Source organism: Kordia antarctica (assembly GCF_009901525.1).
Classification (GTDB): Bacteria; Bacteroidota; Bacteroidia; order Flavobacteriales; family Flavobacteriaceae; genus Kordia; species Kordia antarctica.
Genome location: NZ_CP019288.1, coordinates 1104431 through 1128300 on the forward strand (window position 1 = coordinate 1104431; position 23870 = coordinate 1128300).

Annotated in this window: 24 protein-coding genes; 16 read left to right on the plus strand and 8 right to left on the minus strand. The window is 33.1% G+C overall.

Features of this window, described 5'->3' with window-relative positions:
• Positions 1 to 270: 270 nt before the first annotated feature.
• Positions 271 to 3120, minus strand: a complete 2850-nt coding sequence (locus tag IMCC3317_RS04315; RefSeq protein ID WP_160128279.1) for a TonB-dependent receptor — start codon at positions 3118 to 3120, stop codon at positions 271 to 273.
• A 188-nt stretch (positions 3121 to 3308) separates the two neighbouring features.
• Here IMCC3317_RS04315 and pepT point away from each other — a divergent pair, with 188 nt between their 5' ends.
• Positions 3309 to 4544, plus strand: a complete 1236-nt coding sequence (pepT, locus tag IMCC3317_RS04320) for a peptidase T (RefSeq protein ID WP_160128280.1) — start codon at positions 3309 to 3311, stop codon at positions 4542 to 4544.
• 5 nt (positions 4545 to 4549) lie between these two features.
• Positions 4550 to 5143, plus strand: coding sequence for a YdeI/OmpD-associated family protein (locus tag IMCC3317_RS04325; protein ID WP_160128281.1), 594 nt, complete (start codon positions 4550 to 4552; stop codon positions 5141 to 5143).
• A gap of 74 nt (positions 5144 to 5217) precedes the next feature.
• On the opposite strand, the gene yajC is transcribed toward IMCC3317_RS04325, so the two are convergent.
• The 4 genes from yajC to IMCC3317_RS04345 form a co-directional block, all read right to left on the minus strand.
• Positions 5218 to 5508 carry a preprotein translocase subunit YajC gene (yajC, locus tag IMCC3317_RS04330; protein WP_160128282.1) on the minus strand — a complete coding sequence of 97 codons (291 nt, stop codon included), beginning with the start codon at positions 5506 to 5508 and terminating at the stop codon, positions 5218 to 5220.
• A gap of 6 nt (positions 5509 to 5514) precedes the next feature.
• Positions 5515 to 6120 carry a DUF1573 domain-containing protein gene (locus IMCC3317_RS04335; RefSeq protein ID WP_160128283.1) on the minus strand — a complete coding sequence of 202 codons (606 nt, stop codon included), beginning with the start codon at positions 6118 to 6120 and terminating at the stop codon, positions 5515 to 5517.
• A gap of 42 nt (positions 6121 to 6162) precedes the next feature.
• Positions 6163 to 7104: a transcription antitermination factor NusB gene (nusB, locus tag IMCC3317_RS04340; RefSeq protein WP_228054952.1), complete on the minus strand. Its 942-nt coding sequence runs from the start codon at positions 7102 to 7104 to the stop codon at positions 6163 to 6165.
• 90 nt (positions 7105 to 7194) lie between these two features.
• Positions 7195 to 8298, minus strand: a complete 1104-nt coding sequence (locus IMCC3317_RS04345; RefSeq protein WP_160128284.1) for a Glu/Leu/Phe/Val family dehydrogenase — start codon at positions 8296 to 8298, stop codon at positions 7195 to 7197.
• 139 nt (positions 8299 to 8437) lie between these two features.
• Between IMCC3317_RS04345 and IMCC3317_RS04350 the strand changes: the two genes are divergently transcribed.
• Both IMCC3317_RS04350 and IMCC3317_RS04355 read left to right on the plus strand, forming a co-directional pair.
• The gene (locus tag IMCC3317_RS04350) at positions 8438 to 10192 is read left to right on the plus strand and encodes an ABC transporter ATP-binding protein (protein WP_160128285.1); all 1755 of its coding nucleotides are present in this window, start codon (positions 8438 to 8440) and stop codon (positions 10190 to 10192) included.
• Between the two features lie 79 nt (positions 10193 to 10271).
• The gene (locus IMCC3317_RS04355) at positions 10272 to 10661 is read left to right on the plus strand and encodes a PUR family DNA/RNA-binding protein (RefSeq protein WP_160128286.1); all 390 of its coding nucleotides are present in this window, start codon (positions 10272 to 10274) and stop codon (positions 10659 to 10661) included.
• A gap of 947 nt (positions 10662 to 11608) precedes the next feature.
• Here IMCC3317_RS04355 and IMCC3317_RS04360 read toward each other — a convergent pair.
• The gene (locus IMCC3317_RS04360) at positions 11609 to 11962 is read right to left on the minus strand and encodes a 4Fe-4S dicluster domain-containing protein (RefSeq protein WP_160128287.1); all 354 of its coding nucleotides are present in this window, start codon (positions 11960 to 11962) and stop codon (positions 11609 to 11611) included.
• Between the two features lie 139 nt (positions 11963 to 12101).
• On the opposite strand from IMCC3317_RS04360, the gene IMCC3317_RS04365 reads away from it, so the two are divergent.
• From IMCC3317_RS04365 to IMCC3317_RS04390, 7 genes are all read left to right on the plus strand, one after another.
• Positions 12102 to 13166, plus strand: coding sequence for an acyl-CoA reductase (locus IMCC3317_RS04365; protein ID WP_160128288.1), 1065 nt, complete (start codon positions 12102 to 12104; stop codon positions 13164 to 13166).
• Between the two features lie 75 nt (positions 13167 to 13241).
• Positions 13242 to 13892, plus strand: a complete 651-nt coding sequence (locus IMCC3317_RS04370; protein ID WP_160128289.1) for a DUF1801 domain-containing protein — start codon at positions 13242 to 13244, stop codon at positions 13890 to 13892.
• A 103-nt stretch (positions 13893 to 13995) separates the two neighbouring features.
• Complete coding sequence (serC, locus tag IMCC3317_RS04375; protein ID WP_160128290.1) at positions 13996 to 15063, plus strand: 3-phosphoserine/phosphohydroxythreonine transaminase; 1068 nt, start codon at positions 13996 to 13998, stop codon at positions 15061 to 15063.
• Between the two features lie 37 nt (positions 15064 to 15100).
• Positions 15101 to 16060, plus strand: coding sequence for a D-2-hydroxyacid dehydrogenase (locus IMCC3317_RS04380; RefSeq protein WP_160128291.1), 960 nt, complete (start codon positions 15101 to 15103; stop codon positions 16058 to 16060).
• 331 nt (positions 16061 to 16391) lie between these two features.
• The gene (locus IMCC3317_RS04385) at positions 16392 to 17066 is read left to right on the plus strand and encodes a DUF937 domain-containing protein (protein ID WP_160128292.1); all 675 of its coding nucleotides are present in this window, start codon (positions 16392 to 16394) and stop codon (positions 17064 to 17066) included.
• Between the two features lie 99 nt (positions 17067 to 17165).
• Positions 17166 to 17297, plus strand: a complete 132-nt coding sequence (locus IMCC3317_RS23770; protein ID WP_262887079.1) for a hypothetical protein — start codon at positions 17166 to 17168, stop codon at positions 17295 to 17297.
• 102 nt (positions 17298 to 17399) lie between these two features.
• Positions 17400 to 17579: a class I lanthipeptide gene (locus tag IMCC3317_RS04390; RefSeq protein ID WP_160128293.1), complete on the plus strand. Its 180-nt coding sequence runs from the start codon at positions 17400 to 17402 to the stop codon at positions 17577 to 17579.
• Between the two features lie 78 nt (positions 17580 to 17657).
• Here IMCC3317_RS04390 and IMCC3317_RS04395 read toward each other — a convergent pair whose 3' ends face one another.
• Complete coding sequence (locus tag IMCC3317_RS04395) at positions 17658 to 17903, minus strand: hypothetical protein (RefSeq protein WP_160128294.1); 246 nt, start codon at positions 17901 to 17903, stop codon at positions 17658 to 17660.
• A 214-nt stretch (positions 17904 to 18117) separates the two neighbouring features.
• Between IMCC3317_RS04395 and IMCC3317_RS04400 the strand changes: the two genes are divergently transcribed.
• From IMCC3317_RS04400 to IMCC3317_RS04415, 4 genes are all read left to right on the plus strand, one after another.
• Positions 18118 to 18552, plus strand: a complete 435-nt coding sequence (locus IMCC3317_RS04400) for a DUF6146 family protein (protein ID WP_228054954.1) — start codon at positions 18118 to 18120, stop codon at positions 18550 to 18552.
• Positions 18553 to 18591: 39 nt separating this feature from the next.
• Positions 18592 to 19119 (plus strand): DUF6787 family protein, encoded by a 528-nt coding sequence (locus IMCC3317_RS04405; RefSeq protein WP_160128295.1) that lies wholly within the window; start codon positions 18592 to 18594, stop codon positions 19117 to 19119.
• Between the two features lie 2 nt (positions 19120 to 19121).
• Positions 19122 to 19451 (plus strand): hypothetical protein, encoded by a 330-nt coding sequence (locus IMCC3317_RS04410; RefSeq protein WP_160128296.1) that lies wholly within the window; start codon positions 19122 to 19124, stop codon positions 19449 to 19451.
• An 89-nt stretch (positions 19452 to 19540) separates the two neighbouring features.
• Positions 19541 to 21781, plus strand: coding sequence for a TonB-dependent receptor (locus tag IMCC3317_RS04415; RefSeq protein WP_160128297.1), 2241 nt, complete (start codon positions 19541 to 19543; stop codon positions 21779 to 21781).
• Positions 21782 to 22133: 352 nt separating this feature from the next.
• On the opposite strand, the gene IMCC3317_RS04420 is transcribed toward IMCC3317_RS04415, so the two are convergent.
• Positions 22134 to 22454 carry a hypothetical protein gene (locus tag IMCC3317_RS04420; RefSeq protein ID WP_160128298.1) on the minus strand — a complete coding sequence of 107 codons (321 nt, stop codon included), beginning with the start codon at positions 22452 to 22454 and terminating at the stop codon, positions 22134 to 22136.
• A 106-nt stretch (positions 22455 to 22560) separates the two neighbouring features.
• On the opposite strand from IMCC3317_RS04420, the gene IMCC3317_RS04425 reads away from it, so the two are divergent.
• Positions 22561 to 23697: a DUF6438 domain-containing protein gene (locus IMCC3317_RS04425; RefSeq protein WP_160128299.1), complete on the plus strand. Its 1137-nt coding sequence runs from the start codon at positions 22561 to 22563 to the stop codon at positions 23695 to 23697.
• The last annotated feature ends 173 nt before the right edge of the window (positions 23698 to 23870 follow it).

Sequence of the window (23870 nt, forward strand, 5' to 3'; positions counted from 1 at the left end):
AGTTTTTCTTTTTGAAAAAAACTAAAACCGCATGAATTTTTCTAAATTTTCTCCAAGGATTCGAAAATTCTTAACGAAAAATCCCTGCTATACTGCGGAAAAGACAAAAAAACACTCTGAAACTTTATATCAAACTCAGGTTAAATAATTTTATTTAAAACATGTTCTTTTTCAAATCGCCAACAAATTCTTGATATTTCTATTTTAAAAAAAACAAAAAAAGACTCCAAATTATGGAGCCTTTTTAATAATTTTAAAGTGTATTGTATTTTATAAAGATAAACTTAATCTTGCAAAAACGTGTCTTCCGTTTGTTCCAAATTGTGTAGAACGTCTAGAATACAAGAATCTTCCGCTTGATTGAAAAGCTGGATCAGATTGATCTGGATATACATCTAATAAGTTGTTTGCTCCCAACGTTAGTTTTAGGCTTTCGCTTACGCTGTATCCAAAACTTAAGTCTGTAACAATTTTACCAGCATAGATTCTTTCTACAGTAGGATCCGTATTGTTTGTAGCTTCTTCTACTTCACCGAAGTAACTGTTTCTTAAAAAGATGTTCCACTTATCTCCTATTTTAAGGTTGTGCGATAAGTTTCCTTTCGTTCTTGGAACTGCTGCTTCTAAATACAATCTGCTTGTGTTATCAAAATATGTATCCGATAATCCTGCATTTGATATTGCAGTCGGAACTTTTACTTCTTCAACAGTCGTTTTTGATAATGTAAATGATAATGTGTTTGTCAGTTTTAAATTGTCTGACAACGTTGCTTTATGATCTACAACAATATCAATACCTTTTGTTTGTGTATCCACAGAGTTTGCAAAGAATGCCGCTTGACTTGCATTTGCTTGCGCGAATAAACTTGCTAGTTCTGCATTTCCATTCGCGTCAAACTGACCTGTTAAGATAGCTCTGTCATCAATGTTTATTAGATAACCATCTATTGTTAACTTTAAATTTGCGTTTGGAATTTTAGCAGTAAATCCTAACGTAAATCCAGTAGAAGTTTCTTCTTTTAATTCCTCAATTCCTAATAATCGTGCAACACGAGATGTGTTTGAGAAAATTCCAACTTCATTAGGAACTCCGTTTACGAATAATGTAGACGTTGAGTTGTAATGAATTTGGTGTAATGAAGGTGCTCTAAATCCTGTTTGAAATCCTGCTCTAATATTTATATTGTCAGTTGCTTTCAATCTAGTAGCTAATTTGAAATTTACTGTACTTCCAAAATCTGAAAAGTCTTCAAAACGAATTGCTGCTGCAACCATAAAAGATTCCGTAAAATCTGCTTCTACATCAATGTATCCAGCAATAGAGTTTCTGAATGCATTTACTTCATTTTCTGGCTTGAATCCAGGAAATACTTGAATTCCTCCTGGTCTACTACTACCAAAGAAATCTGTTGGCACTACTGAGTTTGGATCTGTAGGATCATGAATGTTTCCTAATGTATTGTATTGTGCATATGAGTTTTCTTCTCCAGCGACAATTGCGTAGTTTTCTACTCTGTATTCTGCTCCAAAAGCGACGTTGAATCCAGCGAAAATGTCTTCATAATATTTATTAAGATCCACATTACTTGTGTTTTCACTGTAATTGAATCCTCCTGCATCTGCTTCAAATGGTGTTGAGTTTGCTAAAGATGCATTGTTAGAGTTACTAATTCTGTATAAGAATGAATTCTTTCCAAAGTTATTGCTAAAATCTACATTCCAGTCTCCTAATTTTCCTCTAATTCCAACTGCAATTGCTTTGTCAGTTATGTTTGAATTAATTTCTGGTAAGAAACCATTTATATAAGCTGGCGTGTACGCTCTACTTTGATATGGCAATCTGTAGAATCCTGCCGCATTTCCATTTTTGTATCCAATACCTCCAAAAGCATAGAAGTCTAAATCTTCTCCTAAAGGAATTTCCATGTTTCCAAAAAACTGTGCGCCTCTAAGTTCAGATTGTCCAACTCTCATATTATAATCACTACGTTGTTGTCCTCTAGCAGCTAATTCACTGTCTGTTACATCAGCACCTAATATGGTTCTAAGTTCTGCTTGTGTTTCCGATCCTGTTAAGGTAATTCCGGCAGCACCCGCAAAGTTAAAAATATCAGTAAAGTCATTATCTAATAATAAAGAAGTATCATAACCTGCAGCATCAGCAACTCTTTCAATAGAGTTATACGCATTGAATATTTGTCCTTGCCATTCTTGCATTCTATTCGTTGCACCTCTAAAATTGAAGTTTCCAGTAAAGTTAATAAATCCACCTTCGTCTCCAATTGGAAGCCCATAGTTTACACCAACATTCACTTTTTCTCCATCAATATTCTCATCTGGTCCGCTTTCGCTTGTAAAATTAGCTCCAGCAGTTAAACTTAATTGAAGTTTGTTAGTGTCTTTCTTTAAAACGATATTGATCACTCCTGCAATGGCATCAGAACCATATTGTGCAGCAGCTCCATCTCTTAAAATTTCAATTCTATCAATTGCATTAGATGGTATTGAGGATAAATCGGTACCAACACTACCTCTACCAAATGTACCATTTACATTTACTAAAGCCGTTTTGTGTCTTCTTTTTCCATTGATTAAAACCAATACTTGGTCTGGTCCTAAACCTCTTAATGATGCAGGCGCAATGTGGTCTGTTCCATCAGAAATAGATTGTGGATTCGATGAAAAAGAAGGTGCCGCATAGTTTAGAATTTCTGTAACAGTAATTTGTGGCGATCTTTCTTTTAATTCATTAACATCCAATATATCTACTGGTACAGCTGTGTCAGTCGCTGTTCTGTTAGCATTACGAGATCCAATAAGTACAACTTCATCAAGACCAAGTCCTGATACCATTGTTACATTAACTGTGTTTCCGTTTACGGTTACTTCCTGAGTTTCATAACCAACATAGGAGAATACTAAAATAGCTCCTTGTTTAGCGTCAATTTTGTAATTTCCATCAAAATCAGAAATTGCACCTTTGGTAGTTCCTTTGACTACAATAGAAACTCCTAGCAACGGAGTTGAAGTGTCATCTGTCACTGTTCCAGCGACTTGAGCATAAGAAAATGTTGAAAACAAGAGTGTTGTCAACATCAAAATGAAGTAATTTTTTATCATATTATTGGTTTTTATAGTTCTGGGAATTTAACTTATTTTTTCTTAACAAAGACAAAAAATGAAATTTTATCTTAAACTATTGTTAAATTGATATCAATTTCGCCTATTTCGTTCATTATAATAAAAATAATAGCCCAACACTTTATGAATATTGAGAAATCAATTACTTTTGAAGAAAAAGAGCACATATGCAACATATTATAGATAGATTTATTAGTTATGTAACGATTGACACAGAATCTGATGAAACTTCAGAAACGACACCAAGTACAGCAAAACAATGGGATTTAGCGAATTTATTAGTAGATGAATTAAATAAAATTGGACTCTCCGAAGTAACTATTGACGATAACGCTTACATTATGGCAACCTTGCCTAGTAATGTAGCGCATGAAGTTCCTACGATTGGTTTTGTGTCACATATTGATACTTCTCCAGATTTTACTGGCGCAAATGTAAAACCGCAAATTGTGCATAATTATGACGGAAAAGATATCGTTTTAAATGCTGAACAGAATATTGTGCTTTCGCCTGATTATTTTGAAGATTTATTATTATATAAAGGACAAACCTTAATTACTACTGACGGAACAACGTTGCTTGGCGCAGATGATAAAGCTGGAGTTTGCGAAATTGTTTCTGCAATGGAATACCTCATCAATCATCCAGAAATAAAACATGGAAAAATTCGTATTGGCTTTACGCCAGATGAAGAAATTGGTCGTGGCGCACACAAGTTTGATGTAGCAAAGTTTGGTGCAGATTGGGCGTATACAATGGACGGAAGCGAAATTGGCGAGTTGGAATATGAAAATTTTAATGCAGCAAGCGCAAAAATTGCTATTAAAGGTAAAATCGTTCATCCAGGATATGCCAAAGGAAAAATGATCAATTCTATTTTAATTGCGAATGAAATTATGAATGCATTGCCGCCACATGATGTTCCGCAAGAAACTTCGGGTCGTGAAGGATTTTATCATTTGCATACTATAAAAGGTAGTGTGGAAGAAGCTTCGTTGGAATATATTGTGAGAGATCATGACAAAGATAAGTTTGAAGCACGAAAAGAGTTAATTGGCAAGATTGCCGAAGATATTAACAGTCGGTATACATACGATCCTGTAACATTGGTTATGAAAGATCAATATTACAATATGAAAGAAAAGGTTGAACCTGTTTTTCACATTGTAGATATTGCTGAAGAAGCTATGAAAGCAGTAGGAATTACACCAATTATCAAACCAATTCGTGGAGGAACTGACGGTTCGCAGTTATCATTTATGGGTTTACCGTGTCCAAATATTTTTGCTGGCGGACATAATTTTCACGGACGTTATGAATATGTTCCGGTAGAAAGTATATTAAGTGCTATTGAAGTGATTGTGAAAATTACGGAATTGACTGCTGAGAAGTATAAAAAGTAATTTTCATGAAAAAATACGCTTCCGCAGAAGAATACATTGCTAGTTTCCCTGAATGGGCAGCTAAACTGCATGTATTGCGAAATATTGTGCTGAAAAATTCTGCTGTTAAAGAAACGATCAAATGGAATATTCCTGTGTTTACAGTTGATGGAAAGAATATTTTAGGTTTGAGTGCTTTTAAATCGCATGTTGGATTATGGTTTTACCAAGGTGCTTTATTGAAAGATGAAGCAAACCTTTTGGTAAATGCGCAAGAAGGAAAAACACAAGCCATGCGACATTGGAAATTTACAGTAGCTGATATAATTCCAGAAGATTTAGTGAAAGTTTATATTGACGAAGCTGTACAATATCAAATAGATGGAAAAACAGTTGTCATGAAAAAAGATACTTCGATTGTGATTTCTAACGAATTGAAAGTTGCTTTTGAAGCGGACAAAAAGTTAGAAACTGCTTTTGAAAAATTATCAAATTACAAACAAAAAGAATACGCTGAATATATAAGTACTGCAAAAAGAGTTGCGACTAAAGAAAGTAGACTCAAAAAAATAATTCCTATGATTTTGGAGGGTAAAGGTTTGAATGATTCATATCGATAATTGACTTTTAAAATTTTATAAAAACAAAAAAGCATCGTTTTCACGATGCTTTTTTTATGCTATAAAAGCTTGTATTATTTTTTTGCAGGAAGCGTATTGATTTTTACGGATGCTTCCGCAGAAAGTGCAGCGCGTTCAAATTTAATTTTCCCTGCTAAAGTTTCAATAATGCAAGTGTTGTCTTTATCATTAAGCTCAACAATTTTTCCATGTATTCCACTTTTGGTAATCACACGATCACCTTTTTTGATGGATACCATGAAATTCTTTTCTTTTTTTTGTCGTTTAATGCTTGGTGCTAGTATAAAAAAGTATACTACAACAACCATTAATAATAACGGTATAAATTGACTTAACTCTCCCATTAATATTTATTGATGATTGTGTCCTTCGTGCCCTGCTTGAGTTGAACCCGTTTTTACTTCAGTTCCATTTTTTGCACCAGCAGCTTTTTGAGCTTCTTGTTGTGCTTTCATTCTAGCATCTCTTTCTACTTTTGCTTTTGCTCTTTTAGCTTCTAACTCTGGGCTAGGCGTTGCAAATGCTTTGATATTAACACGTGCTGAACCTGTTTCAGTGTTAGCCGTTACCGTAACAGTATTTGTTTTAAGGTTTGGCTTGTTTGTAGAGTTGTACTTTACTGTAAACTGTCCTTCAGCTCCTGGTGCGATAGGTTGTTTTGGCCAATCGTTAGGAACAGTACATCCACAACTTCCTTTAATTCCTGAAATTAATAAAGGTGCAGTTCCAGTGTTTGTAAACTTAAAAGTAGTTTCCACTTGGTCACCTTCATTGATAGTTCCAAAGTCATGCTCTGTTTTTTCAAATGTCATTGCTGCAAAGTTTTTTGCTACTGCATCTCTTTGTGCTGCTTGTGCAACATTTTCGCTATTTACTTTTTTTGTTGCATCGTCTTTACATGATGTGAATAAGACAAGCGACATAGCTCCTAATAATAAAAATCCTTTTCTGATCATAGTACTTAAAATTTTGAATGGTAAATTTAATAATTGTTTTCGTTACATCAAACCGCGACCGATTTTATTTAACTTATTTTCTTTTTTATACTCTTTAATTAATTTGTCTAAAATTCCGTTTACAAACATACTACTTTTCGACGTAGAATATTCTTTTGCGAGCTCAATATATTCATTTATCGTGACTTTTGCAGGGATTGAAGGAAATTTTAAGAATTCGCAAATCGCCATTTTAAGCAAAATTAAATCTAAATTGGCAATTCTATCTTTATCCCAATTAGGTGTTTTTCCTTGAATTTCAGTCGTTAACATATCATCATTTAAGACTGTTTTCGTAAATAAATCCTTCACAAACTCCCTATCTTCATCATCTTTATACAATTCAGGAAGAAAAATTCGCTCTTTTCCGGGCTTGCATTGTTTGATCGATTTCAAAATCAAAGTGTTGACAACTGGCAAATCATCAAGCCATGTTAATTTTTGATCTTCAAAATATTCGTATAATTTTTCATTTGGCGCAATTACCTCTGAGAACAATTTAGCTAAAAACGCACGATCATCGGCATATGTAGTTTCTTCAGAAGCCATATATTCTTTATATACGTCGCTCGCTAACATTGCATCAAATATTACACGGATATATTCGCCGTTCAATTCCCAATCGTTTAATTTACGATTCTGAATAGCAGTTTTTAAATTTACATTGTGAACTAAATGTTGAATAATAGCGTTTTGAATAAACTTCTTATTTGGATTTTTTTCCGCAGAAGTTGCTAAATATTTCTTTTGAGAAAGCGCCAATTGTTTTTGTGCCAACTCATTTAGTTTAACAAATAAGTCTAGTGTCAGCATATGTAAATCATGCATATTCGCTATACTCATATTGATAAACTTCAATTCTTTATCAACTTGGTCACTCTGTGACTGTGATAATGCATAAATGGATTGCATTACTTTAACTCGAATATGTCTTCTTGTTAGCATCTAAATAAGAACTTTAATTTTTGAAAATGAAAGGCAAAAAGATCAACTCCTTTCGCCCCGCAAAAATATAATTATTTTAAAAGAATGCTACTATTTATTCGCTTCTTTTTTTCTAGTTTCAATTCTATCCAATGCAATGCTCAAAGCAGCGTTGTGTGTGGTGGAATTATTTTCTTCTGAATGTTTAAATATTTCCAAAGTAGTATTGTAAATATTTTCTGTTTTACGCATGATTTCCGCCTTGCCATATCCTTCCAATTCAGCGTAAACATTGATAATTCCGCCAGCGTTGATTAAGAAATCTGGTGCGTATGCAATTCCTCTATCTTTTAATAGTGCTCCGTGTTTTACTTCGTCTTGCAACTGATTGTTTGCAGCTCCGGCAATTACGTGTGCTTTCAATTTATAAATACTACTATCATTTATAGTAGCTCCTAAAGCACATGGTGCATACACATCCATTTCTTCCGCATAAATATCTTTACCTCTGTAAATTTTTGCTCCGTAGGTTTTGCTTACGGCTTGCAAACGTTCTTCATTAATGTCAGCGATAATTACTTTTGCGCCTTCATTTGATAAATGGGCAACCAATGCTTCTCCAACATGTCCAATTCCTTGTACATATACTACTTTATCTTCTAAAACATCGGAACCAAATTTATATTTCGCAGCAGCTTTCATTCCCATAAAAACGCCGTATGCTGTAATTGGTGATGGATTTCCTGCGCCACCTTTAGATTCTGAAATTCCAGTTACGTATGGTGTTACTTCTCTTACGATGTCCATATCAGCGGTTTCCATTCCAACATCTTCAGCTGTGATATAGCGTCCGCTTAATGAATTTACAAACTCACCAAACTTTCGCATTAATGCGGGTGTTTTTTGTGTTTTTGCATTTCCAATAATTACGGCTTTTCCTCCACCAAGATTCAATCCAGTAATGGCGGCTTTAAAAGTCATTCCGCGTGATAAGCGAAGCGCATCATTTAAAGCTTCCCATTCATTATTATATTGCCACATTCTAGTTCCGCCTAAAGCAGGTCCTAAAACTGTGTTGTGGATTCCTATAATTGCTTTTAATCCTGTATCTTTGTCGTTACAAAAAACAACTTGTTCGTGGTTATCAAAAGACAGTTGCCCAAAGACTGGATCTACCTTATGTAATTCGTTAGTATTTATGATGTCTGAAACCATATGTGTTGTGTTAATTTTTATAGTATATACAAAATAGTAACTGTAAAAATAGTAATAATTCAAAATTATGCAACAAACTTGTTGTTAAAATGAAGATTATTCAATAAAAATTTTAAAAAACGTTTGCGAATTTTAGCTGATGAAAGAATTAAAGTATTTAAATAAATATTTCCAAAAATACAAAGGAAAACTACTTTTAGGAATATTAATTACCGTGATAGCGCAGGTTTTTTCTTTGTTTGCGCCAAAACTTATCGGAAATTCGTTAACGACTGTTCAACAATACATTGATAGTGAAATTACGGATTTAACTATCGTGAAAGATGCACTTTTTACAAACATCTTAATTATAGTTGGAGCTTCTATCCTAGCCGCTTTTTTCACATTTTTAATGCGTCAGACGATTATCAATATTTCTAGATATGTGGAATATGACTTAAAAAATGAAGTCTATCAGCAATATCAAAATCTATCTACAAATTTCTATAAAAAGAATCGTACGGGCGATTTAATGAATCGTATTAGTGAAGATGTTGGAAAAGTACGAATGTATGCTGGACCTGCAATTATGTACAGTATTCGTACGATTACGTTATTTGCATGTTTGATTCCTTTAATGTTTATCACAGCGCCAAAAGTGGCAATTTATACGCTAGTTCCATTACCAATTTTAGCATTTTTAATTTACAAACTAAGTCGCGCCATTCAAAAACGAAGTGCCGTTGTACAACAGTTTTTATCAAAATTATCAACCTTTACACAAGAATCATTTTCTGGCGTTTCAGTCATTAAAGCATACGGAATTGAGCCACAAATAAAACATACATTTGATGCAATGGTTATTGAAGGAAAACAAAAAAATATGGCGTTGGTTAAAGTGCAAGCTTGGTTTTTTCCGATGATGATTTTATTAATTGGTGCCAGTAATATTCTGGTAATTTATATTGGTGGACAACAATATATTAATGGAGAAATAAAATTTGGTGTCTTGGCTGAATTTATTATGTATGTAAATATGCTAACGTGGCCAGTTGCAACGATTGGTTGGGTAACTTCTATTGTACAACAAGCGGAAGTTTCGCAAGGACGTATTAATGAATTCTTGAAAGTGGCTCCAGAAATTCAGAATCAAATCGCGAAAGCGACACCAATTAAAGGAAATATTGAATTTAAAGATGTTTCATTTACGTATGATGATACAAATATTACTGCATTAAAAAATGTTTCATTCACGCTAAATTCTGGCGAAACGTTGGCAATTGTTGGAAAAACAGGTTCTGGGAAAACAACAATTCTAGATTTAATCAGTAGAATGTACGATATAGAAAAAGGTGTCATCGAAATTGATAAAATCCCTATTAAAGAACTCAACCTCAACAGTTTGCGAAACGCTACCAGTATTGTTCCGCAAGATGCGTTCTTGTTTTCAGAAACCATTAAAGACAACATTAAATTTGGAAAAGAAGATGCAACTGAAGCAGAAGTGATTGAAGCGGCAAAATTTGCGTCAGTTCATGAAAATATTATTGGTTTCAAAAAAGGATATGATACTATTCTTGGCGAACGCGGAATTACGCTAAGTGGCGGACAGAAGCAACGTGTTTCCATTGCGCGTGCTATTATTAAAGATCCAAATATTCTATTATTGGACGATTGTTTGTCAGCCGTAGATACAGAAACCGAAGAGGAAATCCTCAATAATATTCAACGAATTACCAAAAATAAGACGACAATTATTGTAAGTCACCGTATTTCTTCTGCCAAAAATGCTGATAAAATTATTGTTTTAGATGACGGACGCATTATTCAAAATGGCAGTTATGACGATCTTATTGAGCAAGATGGTTACTTCAAGCAGCTCTATTTAAAACAACTTTCCGAAAAAGATTTATAGTATTTAGTTGTTCAGTTAAATTATTTTTTACATTTTTGAGGGAGATTAACAAACAACTAAACTTTAGAAAAAGGGGATTATGAGTGAAAAAGAATTATTAGAGAAGGAAGAAATTTTCTCTAAAGTATTGAGAGCAGGAAGGAGAACTTATTTCTTTGACGTCAGAGCAACCAAGGCTGGCGACTATTACCTAACCGTTACTGAGAGCAAAAAGTTTACCAACGACGATGGAACTTTCCATTACAAAAAGCACAAAATTTATTTATACAAAGAAGATTTCACTGCATTTTCAGAAATTTTAGGCGAAATGACTTCTTATATTGTAGATGAAAAAGGCGAAGAAGTAATATCGGAACGTCACCAAAAAGATTTCAAAAGAGAATATCCTACGGATGAAACGGAATCGCAAAGTGCAGATGAAACTACGGATACTGGAAGTTTTACAGATGTAAACTTTGAAGATATATAACTAATATCAACCAACTCAAAAGCCACTATGTATTATCATATGTGGCTTTTTTTAGTTTTCAATGTTCAATGTTCAATGTTCAATGTTCAATGTTCAATGTTCAATGTTCAATGTTCAATAAGTAAAATTAAAAATTTATAATTCAATACTTTTCCAGTTTCGAATAAAAAACTTCTACATTAAATATTCTCTATTTGCTATTTTTAAGATTCAAAATCTTAAACCAAAAAGCCACTCATGATACTTCATAAGTGACTTTCCCCCTATTTTAAGTGTTTAGTATTCAGTCTGACTTTTCACTTTCAACTTTTCACTTTCAACATTTTATATTCAATTACTTTTCCATCCAAAAGCAACGACCTGTTATACTACAAGAACCTCCACACGTTCGTAAACATTCTAAATAACTATTACCACCAAGAATAGATTGTTGTTTCTTCTTAGAAATTGTTTGTACTCCTTTTAAAGTTTTTAAGTTTTTTAACATAATTATAAAGTTCTTTATAGATTAATAATGATGCCAATTTAAGCCCCAAATAAGCACATATACAACTAGAGTAACCTTAAATCATCTAATTTAAGTAAGCGAAAATCAATAAAGTCATAAACCAAAAAAGCCACTGTGATAAATCACAGTGGCTTTTTTCAGTTTTCAGTTTTCATTTCGACTTCGCTCAATGCGGCGCAGTTTTCAGTTTTCAGTTTTCAGTTTTCAGTTTTCAGTTTTCAGTTTTCAGTTTTCAGTTTTCAGTTTTCAAAATTAAAAAAATCATACACAAAAAAAGCCACTCATGAGATATCATAAATGGCTTCTTTTTATTTTTTAGTCTCAGTCTCGGTTTTCAGTTTTTCACTTTTCACTTTTCACTTTTCACTTTCAACTTTTCACTTTTCACTTTTCACTTTCAACTTTTCACTTTCAACTTTTCACTTTCAACTTTTAACTTTTAACTTTTCGGATGCATAAAACGTTGCTTTCCAAGTAATTCTTCTTCCGTTTCTACGATATCTTCATCGGGCACACAACAATCAACAGGACAAACTGCCGCACATTGTGGCTCTTCATGAAATCCTTTACATTCGGTACACTTATCTGGAGATATATAATAAAGTTCGTCTGAAATTGGTTCTTGCGTTTCATCAGCATTCACTTCTTTTCCTCCTGGAAGAACAACAGTTCCTTTCAAAGAAGTTCCATCTGAATAACGCCAATCATCAGCTCCTTCGTAAATTGCTGTATTTGGGCACTCTGGCTCGCAAGCACCACAGTTAATACATTCGTCAGTTATAATTATTGCCATTATTTTTCGTATTCGTTTACAATCTTTTTATGAACTACCGCTAATGCGGTAAAAGTTTTATAAATTCGCCAAAAATAAATAGTGGCGACCTTATTCAGATTGCAAAAATAACGCCAAAACTATTCATAAACAAATTCAGATGGATTTAGCAGAAAGAATTAACGCTTTTGTAAAACTCGGCGCTTTTTTAGAACAATTCGCAAAAGAAGACGCTACACCTACTAATTCTATTCCTTTTAATGATATTTTCTTTGATGGAATGAAGCATCAATTGAAATTATCAGAAGAAAATAATCGCTGGTTTACTAAAGAACAGCTACGTTTTGCCTTGAAAAATTGGGCAGAAGCATTACAGAAAGAATCGCTAGAAGGTTGGACTTCAACATACAATTTTAACAATAGTTCGTCGAAAAAAGTGGCGATCATTATGGCGGGAAACATTCCATTGGTAGGTTTTCACGATTTCTTATCGGTTTTAATTTCTGGACATGAAGTACGCGTAAAGCAATCTTCTAATGATAAACATTTGTTGCCATATTTAGCAAAATACTTAGAATATGTGGAACCAAATTTTAAAGGTAAAATTATCTTTACAGAAGAAAAACTAACTGATTTTGAAGCTGTTATTGCCACAGGAAGTAATAATACAGCGCGCTATTTTGAATATTATTTTAAAAACAAGCCAAATATTATTCGTAAAAACAGAAATTCGGTTGCCATTTTGACAGGAAACGAATCCGAAGAGCAATTAATCGCGCTAAGCGACGATATTTTTACTTATTTCGGATTAGGTTGCAGAAGTGTTTCTAAATTATTTGTTCCGAAAGGATATGATTTTCAAGCTTTTTTCAAAGGAATGTACTCAAAAAGCGATGTCATGAACAGCGCAAAATACGCCAATAACTATGATTATAACAAAGCTGTGTATTTGATGAGTTTGTTTGATATCTTAGAAAATGGTTTCCTAATGATTAAAGAAGACCAACAATATGCTTCTCCAATTGCGACGATTTTTTATGAATATTATGATGATTTGGCTTCACTGAAAGAAAAATTAAGCGAAGACGCAGAAAAAATACAATGTATTGTCACAACTATGAACTTTGAAAATCAAGTAGATTTTGGACAAACACAATATCCGAAATTACACGATTATGCTGATGGAATTGATACATTAGCGTTTCTAACAAATTTAAAAAATTAGATAAAAAGAGGTTGCTACTACCCTATTTTCCTCAGCTGAGAAGTTGTATATTATTAAAAGAAAAATTATCAAATCATGCAAAAAGAAGTTGATATTTACTTGGAAAATCTTAAAAAATGGCAAGAAGAATTAACGGAACTTCGCAATATACTTCTCAACTGTGAATTGACTGAAGATTTTAAATGGAAGCATCCTTGTTATACATATAATGGAAAAAATGTTGTGTTGCTTCATGAGTTCAAAAACTATTGTGCAATCCTATTTCACAAAGGTGTTTTGCTAAAAGATGAAGCTACTATTTTAATTCAACAAACAGAAAATGTACAATCTGCAAGACAAATTCGATTTACGAAATTATCAGAAATTGAAGAACTCAAACCAATCTTAAAAAAGTACATTAAAGAAGCAATTGAGGTAGAAAAATCGGGATTAGAAGTCAAATTAAAAAAAACTACGGAAGTTGAAACGCCACAGGAATTAACCCAGATATTTAAAGAGCGTTCTAAATTTAAAAAAGCATTTCAAAACTTAACTCCTGGAAGGCAAAAAGGATATCTTTATCACTTTAGTAAACCAAAACAATCCAAAACTAAAATAGCAAGAATTGAGAAAAATATAGAACGAATTTTAGACGGATATGGTTTAAATGATTGCACTTGCGGATTATCTAAACGAAAACCAACTTGTGATGGTTCTCATAAACAGTTAGAAAATCAGGATTCGTAAAATGGAAACGCTTTCAAAATTATTTAGCATTTTCATAACAACAATTCGTTCATAATTTAAGAACTTTGCATTTATAATAACAACACACAACAAACACAAACTAATGAAAAAACACAACTTTAGCGCTGGACCATGTATTTTACCGCAAGAAGTATTGCAAAAAGCTTCGGAAGCGGTTCTAAATTTTAACAATGACAATCTTTCATTACTTGAAATTTCACACAGAAGCAAACCATTTGTGAATGTGATGGAAAACGCACGCAGTTTAGCCATTGAATTATTAGGATTGGAAGGAAAAGGATACAAAGCTCTCTTTTTACAAGGTGGCGCAAGTATGCAATTCCTAATGTGTGCTTATAACTTATTAGACAAAAAAGCGGCGTACTTAAATACAGGAACTTGGAGCGATAAAGCAATCAAGGAAGCCAAACTTTTAGGTGAAGTTGTGGAAGTTGGTTCGTCTAAAGACCAAGGTTTTACATACATTCCTAAAGGTTATGAAATTCCTTCGGATGTAAATTATTTTCATTGCACAAGTAACAATACGATCTTTGGTACACAAATGAAAAGTTTTCCAGAAACTGATGTTCCAATGATTTGCGATATGAGTTCTGATATCTTTTCGCGTCAATTAGACTTTTCTAAGTTTGACTTGATTTATGCTGGAGCGCAGAAAAATATGGGACCTGCCGGAACGACCTTAATTGTTATAAAAGAAGATGTATTAGGAAAAGTAAACAGAGCAATTCCTTCTATGTTAGATTATAAAGTTCATCTTTCAAAAGATAGTATGTTCAATACGCCAGCCGTTTTTCCTATCTATGTTTCGATGTTAACGCTAGAATGGTTGAAAAATTTAGGCGGCATTCCTGCGATTGAAAAAATCAATGAACAAAAAGCTGCTTTATTATATACTGAAATTGACAGAAATCCATTGTTTAAAGGTTTTGTTGCCACAGAAGATAGAAGCAATATGAATGCTACATTTGCATTGACAAACGAAAGTTTGAAAGAAACTTTTGAATCAATGTTAACGGAAGCTGGAATTAACGGACTTAACGGTCACAGAAGTGTTGGCGGTTACCGAGCTTCTATGTACAATGCATTGCCATTGGAAAGTGTGCAAGTGCTTGTAAATGTTATGCAATCACTAGAAAAGAAAGCATACTAATTTAATCATTAAATTTTCAATCATTTAATCAAATAAAATGAAAATATTAGCAAACGACGGAATCTCTCAAAGCGGAATTGATGCTTTGGTAAACGACGGATTCGAAGTTATTACAACGACAGTTGCACAAGAACAATTGATTAATTATATCAATGAAAATAAAGTAAATGCATTATTGGTAAGAAGTGCAACCAAAGTTCGTAAAGATATTATTGACGCATGCAAAAGCTTAAAAATCATTGGTCGCGGCGGTGTTGGAATGGACAATATTGATGTTGAATATGCGCGATCTAAAGGAATTCATGTCATCAATACGCCTGCAGCTTCTTCAAGTTCGGTAGCGGAATTGGTATTTGCACATTTATTCAATGGAGTTCGATTCTTGCATGATTCCAACAGAAACATGCCGCTAGATGGCGATTCTCGCTTTAAAGATTTAAAAAAATCCTATTCAAACGGAACTGAATTACGTGGAAAAACTTTAGGAATTATTGGTTTTGGTCGAATTGGTCGTGAAGTCGCAAAAATTGCACTTGGTTTAGGAATGAAAGTCATTGCTTCTGATAAGCTTGTTGGAAAAGCAATGATCAAAGTAGACTTTTACAACGGACAATTTATCAATGTAGAAATTGAAACAGAACCAACGGAAGACATTTTGCAACATTCTGACTTTATCTCGTTGCATGTTCCTGCTCAAAAAGGATATATTATTGGCAAAAAGGAATTTGATTTAATGAAAGATGGCGCAGGAATCATAAATGCGGCACGTGGTGGAATTATTGACGAAGTTGCTTTAATTGATGCTTTAGATTCTAAAAAATTAAGCTTTGCAGGTTTAGATGTATTTGAAAACGAACCAACGCCAGCAATCAAAGTATTAATGAATCCGTATATATCATTAACACCACATATTGGAGCAGCAACTAATGAAGCTCAAGATAGAATTGGTCTAGAATTGGCTTCTCAGATTAGTTCTATTATGAAAACTGAAAAATAAAATAAGTTTTATATAATCATCAAAAAGCACTCAAATTGAGTGCTTTTCGTGTTTTTAAGCGTCATTCTGAACTTGATTCAGAATCTCATTATCTTGATTTTCAATGATTATGGGAAACCGAATCAAGCCTGTCTTGAGCGACAGACTAAAGGTTCGGTTTGACGTAAATTATACTTTTCAGACAGCTTCTTCGTGTTTTTGAGCGATATTAAAAACCATTCATCCAATATTTCTGCATTTCATACCAATCAACTAAAAAAAGCAAGTGCATATAAAAACTCTTACAGAATATCCCTATCTTGTTTTCATATTAACAATAAATATTTTTTAAATGTCTGGAATTTTAGATTTATTAAATAGTGATTTGGGAAAACAAATCATTGGTGGAGTGAGTAATGAAGTTGGAGAAGATCAAGGAAAAACAGCTGGTGTTTTGAGCATGGCTTTACCTGTATTAATGAGTGCAATGAAAAGGAACGCAAGTACTCCTCAAGGCGCAGAAGGGTTGAATAAAGCATTAGAAAACAAACACGATGGAAGTATTCTAGACAACCTAGGAAGTCTATTTGGCGGCGGTGTAAACCAAGAAGTTAAAAATGATGGAGACGGGATTTTACGTCACGTTTTGGGAGACAAAAGACAAAATGTAGAAAAAGCTATTGGAAGACAGTCTGGAATGGATGCTTCCTCTATTGCAAATATTTTAAAAGTTGCGGCACCAATATTAATGGGTGTTTTAGGAAAACAAAAACGTCAACAAAATGTACAAAGTTCTGGAGGAATTGGAGATTTATTGGGCGGATTGTTAGGTGGCGGATCATCAAACCAACCGCAACCAGCCGCAGAACAAAGTTTTCTTGAATCAATCTTAGATGCTGACAATGACGGAAGTGTTATGGATGATATAGCTGGAATGCTTTTCAACAGTGGAAACAACGATAAAAAAGAAGGAAATAGCGGTGGCGGACTTGGCGGATTGCTAGGTGGACTTTTCGGAGGAAAATAGTAATATCGCTCACAAAACATACTAGTAAAAGCATTGACGAAAGTTGATGCTTTTTTTTAGATAGTAGACCACATCTATAAAGAACAAAACGATTGGTGTATGCTGCAAGGAATGAGTTTTACACCAGTTTTATTAGTTAACAATCATACACTTCCAGAAATGTATGAAGCATATAATCTAGAATTTTTTATAAATGACTTAAAAGAAGATCCCTTTTTCAAAGAAGTATAATTCTTTTTATTTATAAAATTTAAAACACTTATTTGTTCTATGGAAAAACCGTAATAAACTCCTATTAATAAGCTTTAAATTAGTAATCTAAAATCACATATCATGAAAAAAAAGAATCTAAACAGTTTACAATTATCAAAAGCAACGGTATCTAACCTGCATAAAAATGAAATTTCAGGTGGGCTTCGTCGTACAGACTATCGTGTATGCAATGATACTTACAACTCAAGAGAGCGTTGTAAAACCAATGAAGTGGATTTCCAAACACGTCCAATTTGCTAAAAAATTAATTTACGAATTGAAAGAGCGAACTGTACTAGTTCGCTTTTTTTATGTCAAGACTTTGCTAGACACTCTAATTTACTCTTTATCAGATTTCGCTCTGTGAATTTCAATCCAAACGATAGACAAAAGACTAGCTATACAAATTAAGCTAAACCCAATTATTACAGCCTTATGTTTTTCCAGTATTGCAGTAGATGAAATACCATTATTGTAAGAACTAGGAAGTTGTGTTGAAAAATGATAAAAACTACTAAAAGTTATCACTACTGTAACAACCAATAAAATCTCCAAAATATCTAATCGTGAAAGTTTTTTAAGCATGTCAAAAAATGTTTTTAATTAAAAAATAAAAATTTACTTAAGTGTTTCTTTAAAGATAACTTTTAAAGTTTAACTAAAATTTTAGCACAGCAAAAAAACCACGAAAATATTTGAATCACTGAAAAGTATCAATCACTAATTCATATACACAGTTCACTCCTTACGACTACAAAAAACCTAAAAAAATCGTATCTTTAATCAAACTGAATTTTTTATGAAAAAAGTATTATTATTAATTGCTTGCGCAGGAATCATCGTCTATTCGTGCGCCGGACAAGAAAAAGCAATGACAAAGAAAACAGACGATACTACAAAAGTGTCCGACACAATTCGGATTTCTAGCGACGACGAAGAATATGACATTGTCATTTTTGAGGCAGGTTTTAGCGCATGGATGACAAGTACTGCGCGTCCGCGTAATTACTATTCGCAACAATTTTTAGAAGCGAGAAATCAAGTCTATGTAACGCAATGGAATATCCGTGTGCAACAACCTTCACGCTACAACAGTATGTGGTACGAGCAGGAAATTAATTATCGCTCCACTGTTGATTATGGCTACGAAGTCAATTACCAATTGTACTATTACTTTGTGTATTTTCAACAAAAGTACAATCAGAAGTTAGCTGCGTTTCCAGTTCGGATATAATGCAGAAGTTGTGTATATTTGCAATCGCAAAAATCACACATGAACGCATTTAAAGAACGTTGGGAAATTCAAAACAACTGGCAACTATTCTTTCCCTTTTTAGGAATCGTAGGATTAGTATATTCAGCGTATGCAATTGCTAGAAAAATTCTCAGTGCTTTCATAAACAATTCAGACAACAACCTTTTATATTACATACTCCTTGCCGTTGGTATAGGAGTATTCTTTTTTATAATGCTTCGTTTTTTTCTTTGGTGTTTTAAGAAACTAGAAAACAAATGGGTGACAAATTATCGTTGGGAAATTATTACAATCTTTATTGTGTTTGCCTTAACGGGAACAAGCTCATTGAGAATTGCTAGACCTTTTTTGGAATGGTTTGGCTTTACTAGAACACTTTTCGCAGATGGTTTTTTTGGTGGTTTTTTCTATTGGATTGTTAGAATTATCATCATATTACCGCTCTATCAAATTCTATTAATTATCTTTGGAACACTCTTGGGGCAATTCAAATTTTTCTGGGAATTTGAAAAGAAAATGCTCAAACGCATGAAAATTATCAAGTAAGAATGAAAACAACGTTGAAAAATAGTTTTGTTGCAATCGCTATCTTAAGTTTAGCGATGTTACTGCTATTGCCGACAGCAACGAAATTTTTACACTTATTTGCCAATCATGAACACAAAGTATGTACTGACAATAGCACACATATTCATGAGCAAATTATAGATTGTGAGTATCTTTCATATCATTTGACGCCACAAATAGAATTTACACCACATCAACATACACTTATCGTAATCAAAAAGATTCGTACGCAAAACTTCAATTACTACGCGTATTTAAGTGAATATCAAGAACTCAGTTTTGCACTTCGTGGTCCGCCACAAAATTCATAATTCTCGTTTACATATCAATTTTAACCGAACTATACATTTTCATGTGTAGCTTCTGTTTATTACAATCAAATTTATTTAATACGACTTTTATGAATAAATACTTATTTTTAGTATTCGCATTTATATGTGGAAATTACGCAACATATGCACAAAACACACTTTCTGGAATCATTACAGATGCAGAAAACAATACGCCCATATTTGGCGCAAACGTATACTTTCCGAAGCTTGAAAAAGGAACAATTACTGACTTAGAGGGAAATTACACCTTAAAAAATCTTCCGAAAGGAACCTATAAAATCATTATATCAACTTTAGGATATAGTACATTTTCAAAAGAAATCAAAATAGAAACTGGCGATCAAACGTTATCATTTACACTTTCGCCTTCTGCTATTGAAATGGAGGAAATTATCATTTCTACACCTTTTCACAAATTGCAACGTGAAAATGTAATGAAAGTAGAACGTGCCAATGTGGGCGATTTAAAAGCGCGCGGCGCAACAACACTTTCGGAGGGAATTACAAATATTGCTGGTGTAGAAAGTGTGACTACTGGACTCGGAATTGGAAAACCTGTCATTCGCGGACTTAGCAGCAACAGAGTTTTAGTCTACACACAAGGAATCCGATTGGAAAATCAGCAATTTGGTGGCGAACACGGACTTGGCGTAAGCGACGCAGGAATTGAAAGTATCGAAGTTATAAAAGGTCCTGCTTCTCTACTCTACGGTTCGGACGCAATTGGTGGCGTTTTATACTTGAATCCGGAGCGTTTTACCGCTTCAAATACGTCTGAAGGAAACTTTAACCTCAACTATTTTAGCAATACGCAAGGAATTAATGGAAATGCTGGATTTAAAATGTCTGGCGAAAAATTCAAGTTCTTAATTCGTGGTGGTTATGCAACACATTCTGATTATAATACGCCAGATTTTAGAGTAACCAACACACGATTTAACGAAAAAGATTTAAAAACGGGCGTTGGTTTCCAAAGTGAACGCGTAAAAACAGAAATTCGCTACAATTACAATTCGGCTGAATTAGGAATTCCTGAAGAATTAGGCGTGCAAAATACGTCAAAAACTCCGTTGGAACCTTTTCAAGAAATTGATACACATGTTTTGAGTTCTAAAACGAATATCTTTTTGGAAAATTCAAGTTTGTCAATTACGCTTGGTTATACGCACAACAGTCGTAAAGAGTTTGAAGAACACGAAGATGAAGACGAACATGAAGAAGCAGAAGGCGCGTCTTTGGACATGAAATTAGAAACTATCAATTATGATGTAAAATACAATTTACCTCGAATTGGGCGTTTTGAAACGATTGTTGGCGTACAAGGAATGCATCAAACGAATGACAATTTTGGCGAAGAATTATTAATTCCTGATGCAACTACGAATGATATTGGCGTGTTGGCAACTTCGCACATTCACTTTGAAAAGAGTGATATTCAATTAGGAATTCGCTATGATCGCAGACAAATTGAAACGGAAGCGTTTGGAATGTTTGGTGATGAAATTTTCTTTACAGCGATTGATCGTAATTTTAATAGTTTCAATGGTGCGTTAGGTTTAAGAACTGATTTGTCGAAGAATTTAATTGCGCGAATCAACCTTGCAACAGGTTTTAGAGCACCAAATTTGGCTGAATTGAGTTCGAATGGAGTGCATCATGGAAGCAATAGATATGAAGTTGGAAACAGCAATTTAGATAACGAACAAAATTTTCAAGTAGATTTGGCATTGGAATACAATTCAGAACATTTAGAAATTTTTGCAAATGGTTTTTATAACAATATCAACAATTATATATTTTTATCGCCAAATGGAACTTCAATTGAAGAAAACCCTGTGTTTAACTATATTCAAGATGATGCGCGTTTGTATGGTGGCGAATTTGGATTGCACTTACATCCGCATCCGCTAGATTGGTTGCACATTGAAAGTAGCTACGAAACGGTTCGCGGAAAACGCGAAGATGGAAACAATTTACCTTTAATTCCTGCAAATACATTGACAAATACGGTTCGGCTGGAATTACTAAATAACACCAATTGGTTTCATGAAACTAACGCTTTTGTAACCTTACGAACTGTTTTAGATCAAGACAATACAAGTCAGTTTGAAACTCGCACTGGCGGTTATAGTTTACTAAACTTGGGAATTGGCGGAAAAACGAAATTATTCAAACAAGAAGTGAATTTCAATGTTGCTATCAATAATGCATTAAACAAGAAATACATTGCACACTTGTCACGATTAAAAGTAGATAATTTACCAAACATTGGAAGAAATATTAGTGTTGGAATATCTGTTACTTTGTAAATGTTGAATGTTGAATGTTGAATTATATATTTTAAATTTTTTGAAGCGTCATTACGAAGCTGTTGAATGAAAATTGAAAGATTGAAAAGATTAAATAATTCAAAATTATACTTTTGAAACGTCATTACGAGGAGTTTGCGACGAAGTAATCTGTTGAATTGGAATTAAAAGATTGAAAGATTAAATAATTCAAAATTACACTAAGCGTCGTTTCGAGTAAAATCTTGAAAAGATTTTGTATCGAGAAACCTTTGATTTCAATACCATTAATACCTCGATTGGTACATTCAAAATTATACTTTTGAAAAAATGAAAAATCCCTTAGCGAAAATTTGTTAAGGGATTTTTTTAATTATTGCATATCAGTAATATCAATAACGTTTTTATCTTCTTTTTTATTTGGATTAATAACATATGTATACAACCACATCAATGTAAATGTTGGTATAATATCGGTAAATGGAATAGCTTCTTCAATGAATGAAATTACGGCGCCAACTTTACCAGAAGTTCCTTTGTACATTTTTGTCATTATCCACGCAGAAACTGGCGCCCAAATAATATCTGTAGCTTCTGCAAATCCAGGAAGAATATACGAAATGCAACCAACTAAATCGAAAATAATGCTTAGTAGTAATTTTAAAAATTTGTTTTCTTTTTTGTGTATTGTCATGTAAAGTTTTAGTTATGTCACTTAGTTAAAGCAATAAAAATGCCAAGAATTTTTTATGTCATTTATGAATTTGAATGTATATTTAACTTGATTAAGTAAACTACTCATGAAAAATATAATTTATAGCGTTTTACTCTTTCTTTTAATGTGTAATTGTACAAATAATACAAAAAAAGAAACCCTAAAAGATCGCATACAAGGTTCTTGGGTTGACAGCAACGCAGAAAAAGTGAGAAATGATAACTACGTTGTGCCTTTCAAAATACCTTTTGGGCTCAATTTTCAAAAAGACAGTGTTGATTTCTTTAGACAATTTGCTAAATATGAGCGAGATACGAGTACGCATAAGATGAATTTTAACGCTTTCGCGGGATTTATTCCGTTTCAATTAAAAGCTGATAGTTTATTCATCTTAAATCCTATAGAAAACCATCTTGAATTTAAGTACACAATTGATGCTTCTCTGAAAGACACCTTGTTTCTGAAAAGAAATGATACATTATTACGTACGCTTAAACGTTTGCAAAAACAAGAAAAAGACACGACTTCCTTTGATCAAATTGTACTTTCTCGTTCTGGTTGTTACGGAATTTGTCCTGTAATAAATATTTCAGTTCGTAGAAATGGAAACGTTTTATTTTATGGAGAACGCAACACAGATAAACTCGGATTATACAAAGCACAACTTTCGGAGCAATTTACAAACTATCTATTTCAGAAATTTGAAGATATCAATATTTCAAAAGTAGCTGACAATTATAGTGTTGGACATACTGATGACGAAACTGTCTCTACAACATTTTTTCAAAATGGTAAAATTATAAAAACCATTCAAGATTATGGAAAAGCTGGTACAAAAGAATTATTATGGACATATCAAGCCATTGAAAATTTACACAAACAACTTGAGCTCACTTCTATATCTATTGACTCAATAAAACCAGCATTTAACGATTACTATTTTGAGAAAGAATCAAAACGGTTATCTCTTAAACAGTCGGAAAGTTTCTTACTTTGGTATGCGTTACAGAATGCAAAAGTCACAACTATAAATTTCGATAATATTTATAATTTTGGAGGCGTCTATATTTATAGAAATAAATATCTAAAGATTGAATCTGACGGGCGTTTTTTTAAGTATTTCATCAAAAAGGGACAAACAATAACCTATGATATTGGCTATAATTTTATCGAAAGAAACTTCAAAGAAGCTGATTTTAAAGACAAAAAAACGTCATATTAAACTTTTACACTGAGCGAAGTCGAAGTGCGATTCAATATCACACAAAAAGCTAAACATCATAATTTGTTTTCAAAGTACTTCTCGATACAATTTTTCTCTATTTCTTTACAAAAAATCACTCAAAGTGACGCTTTTGGTTCTGATAAATTCGTGCATTCGTGGCAAAACACTTT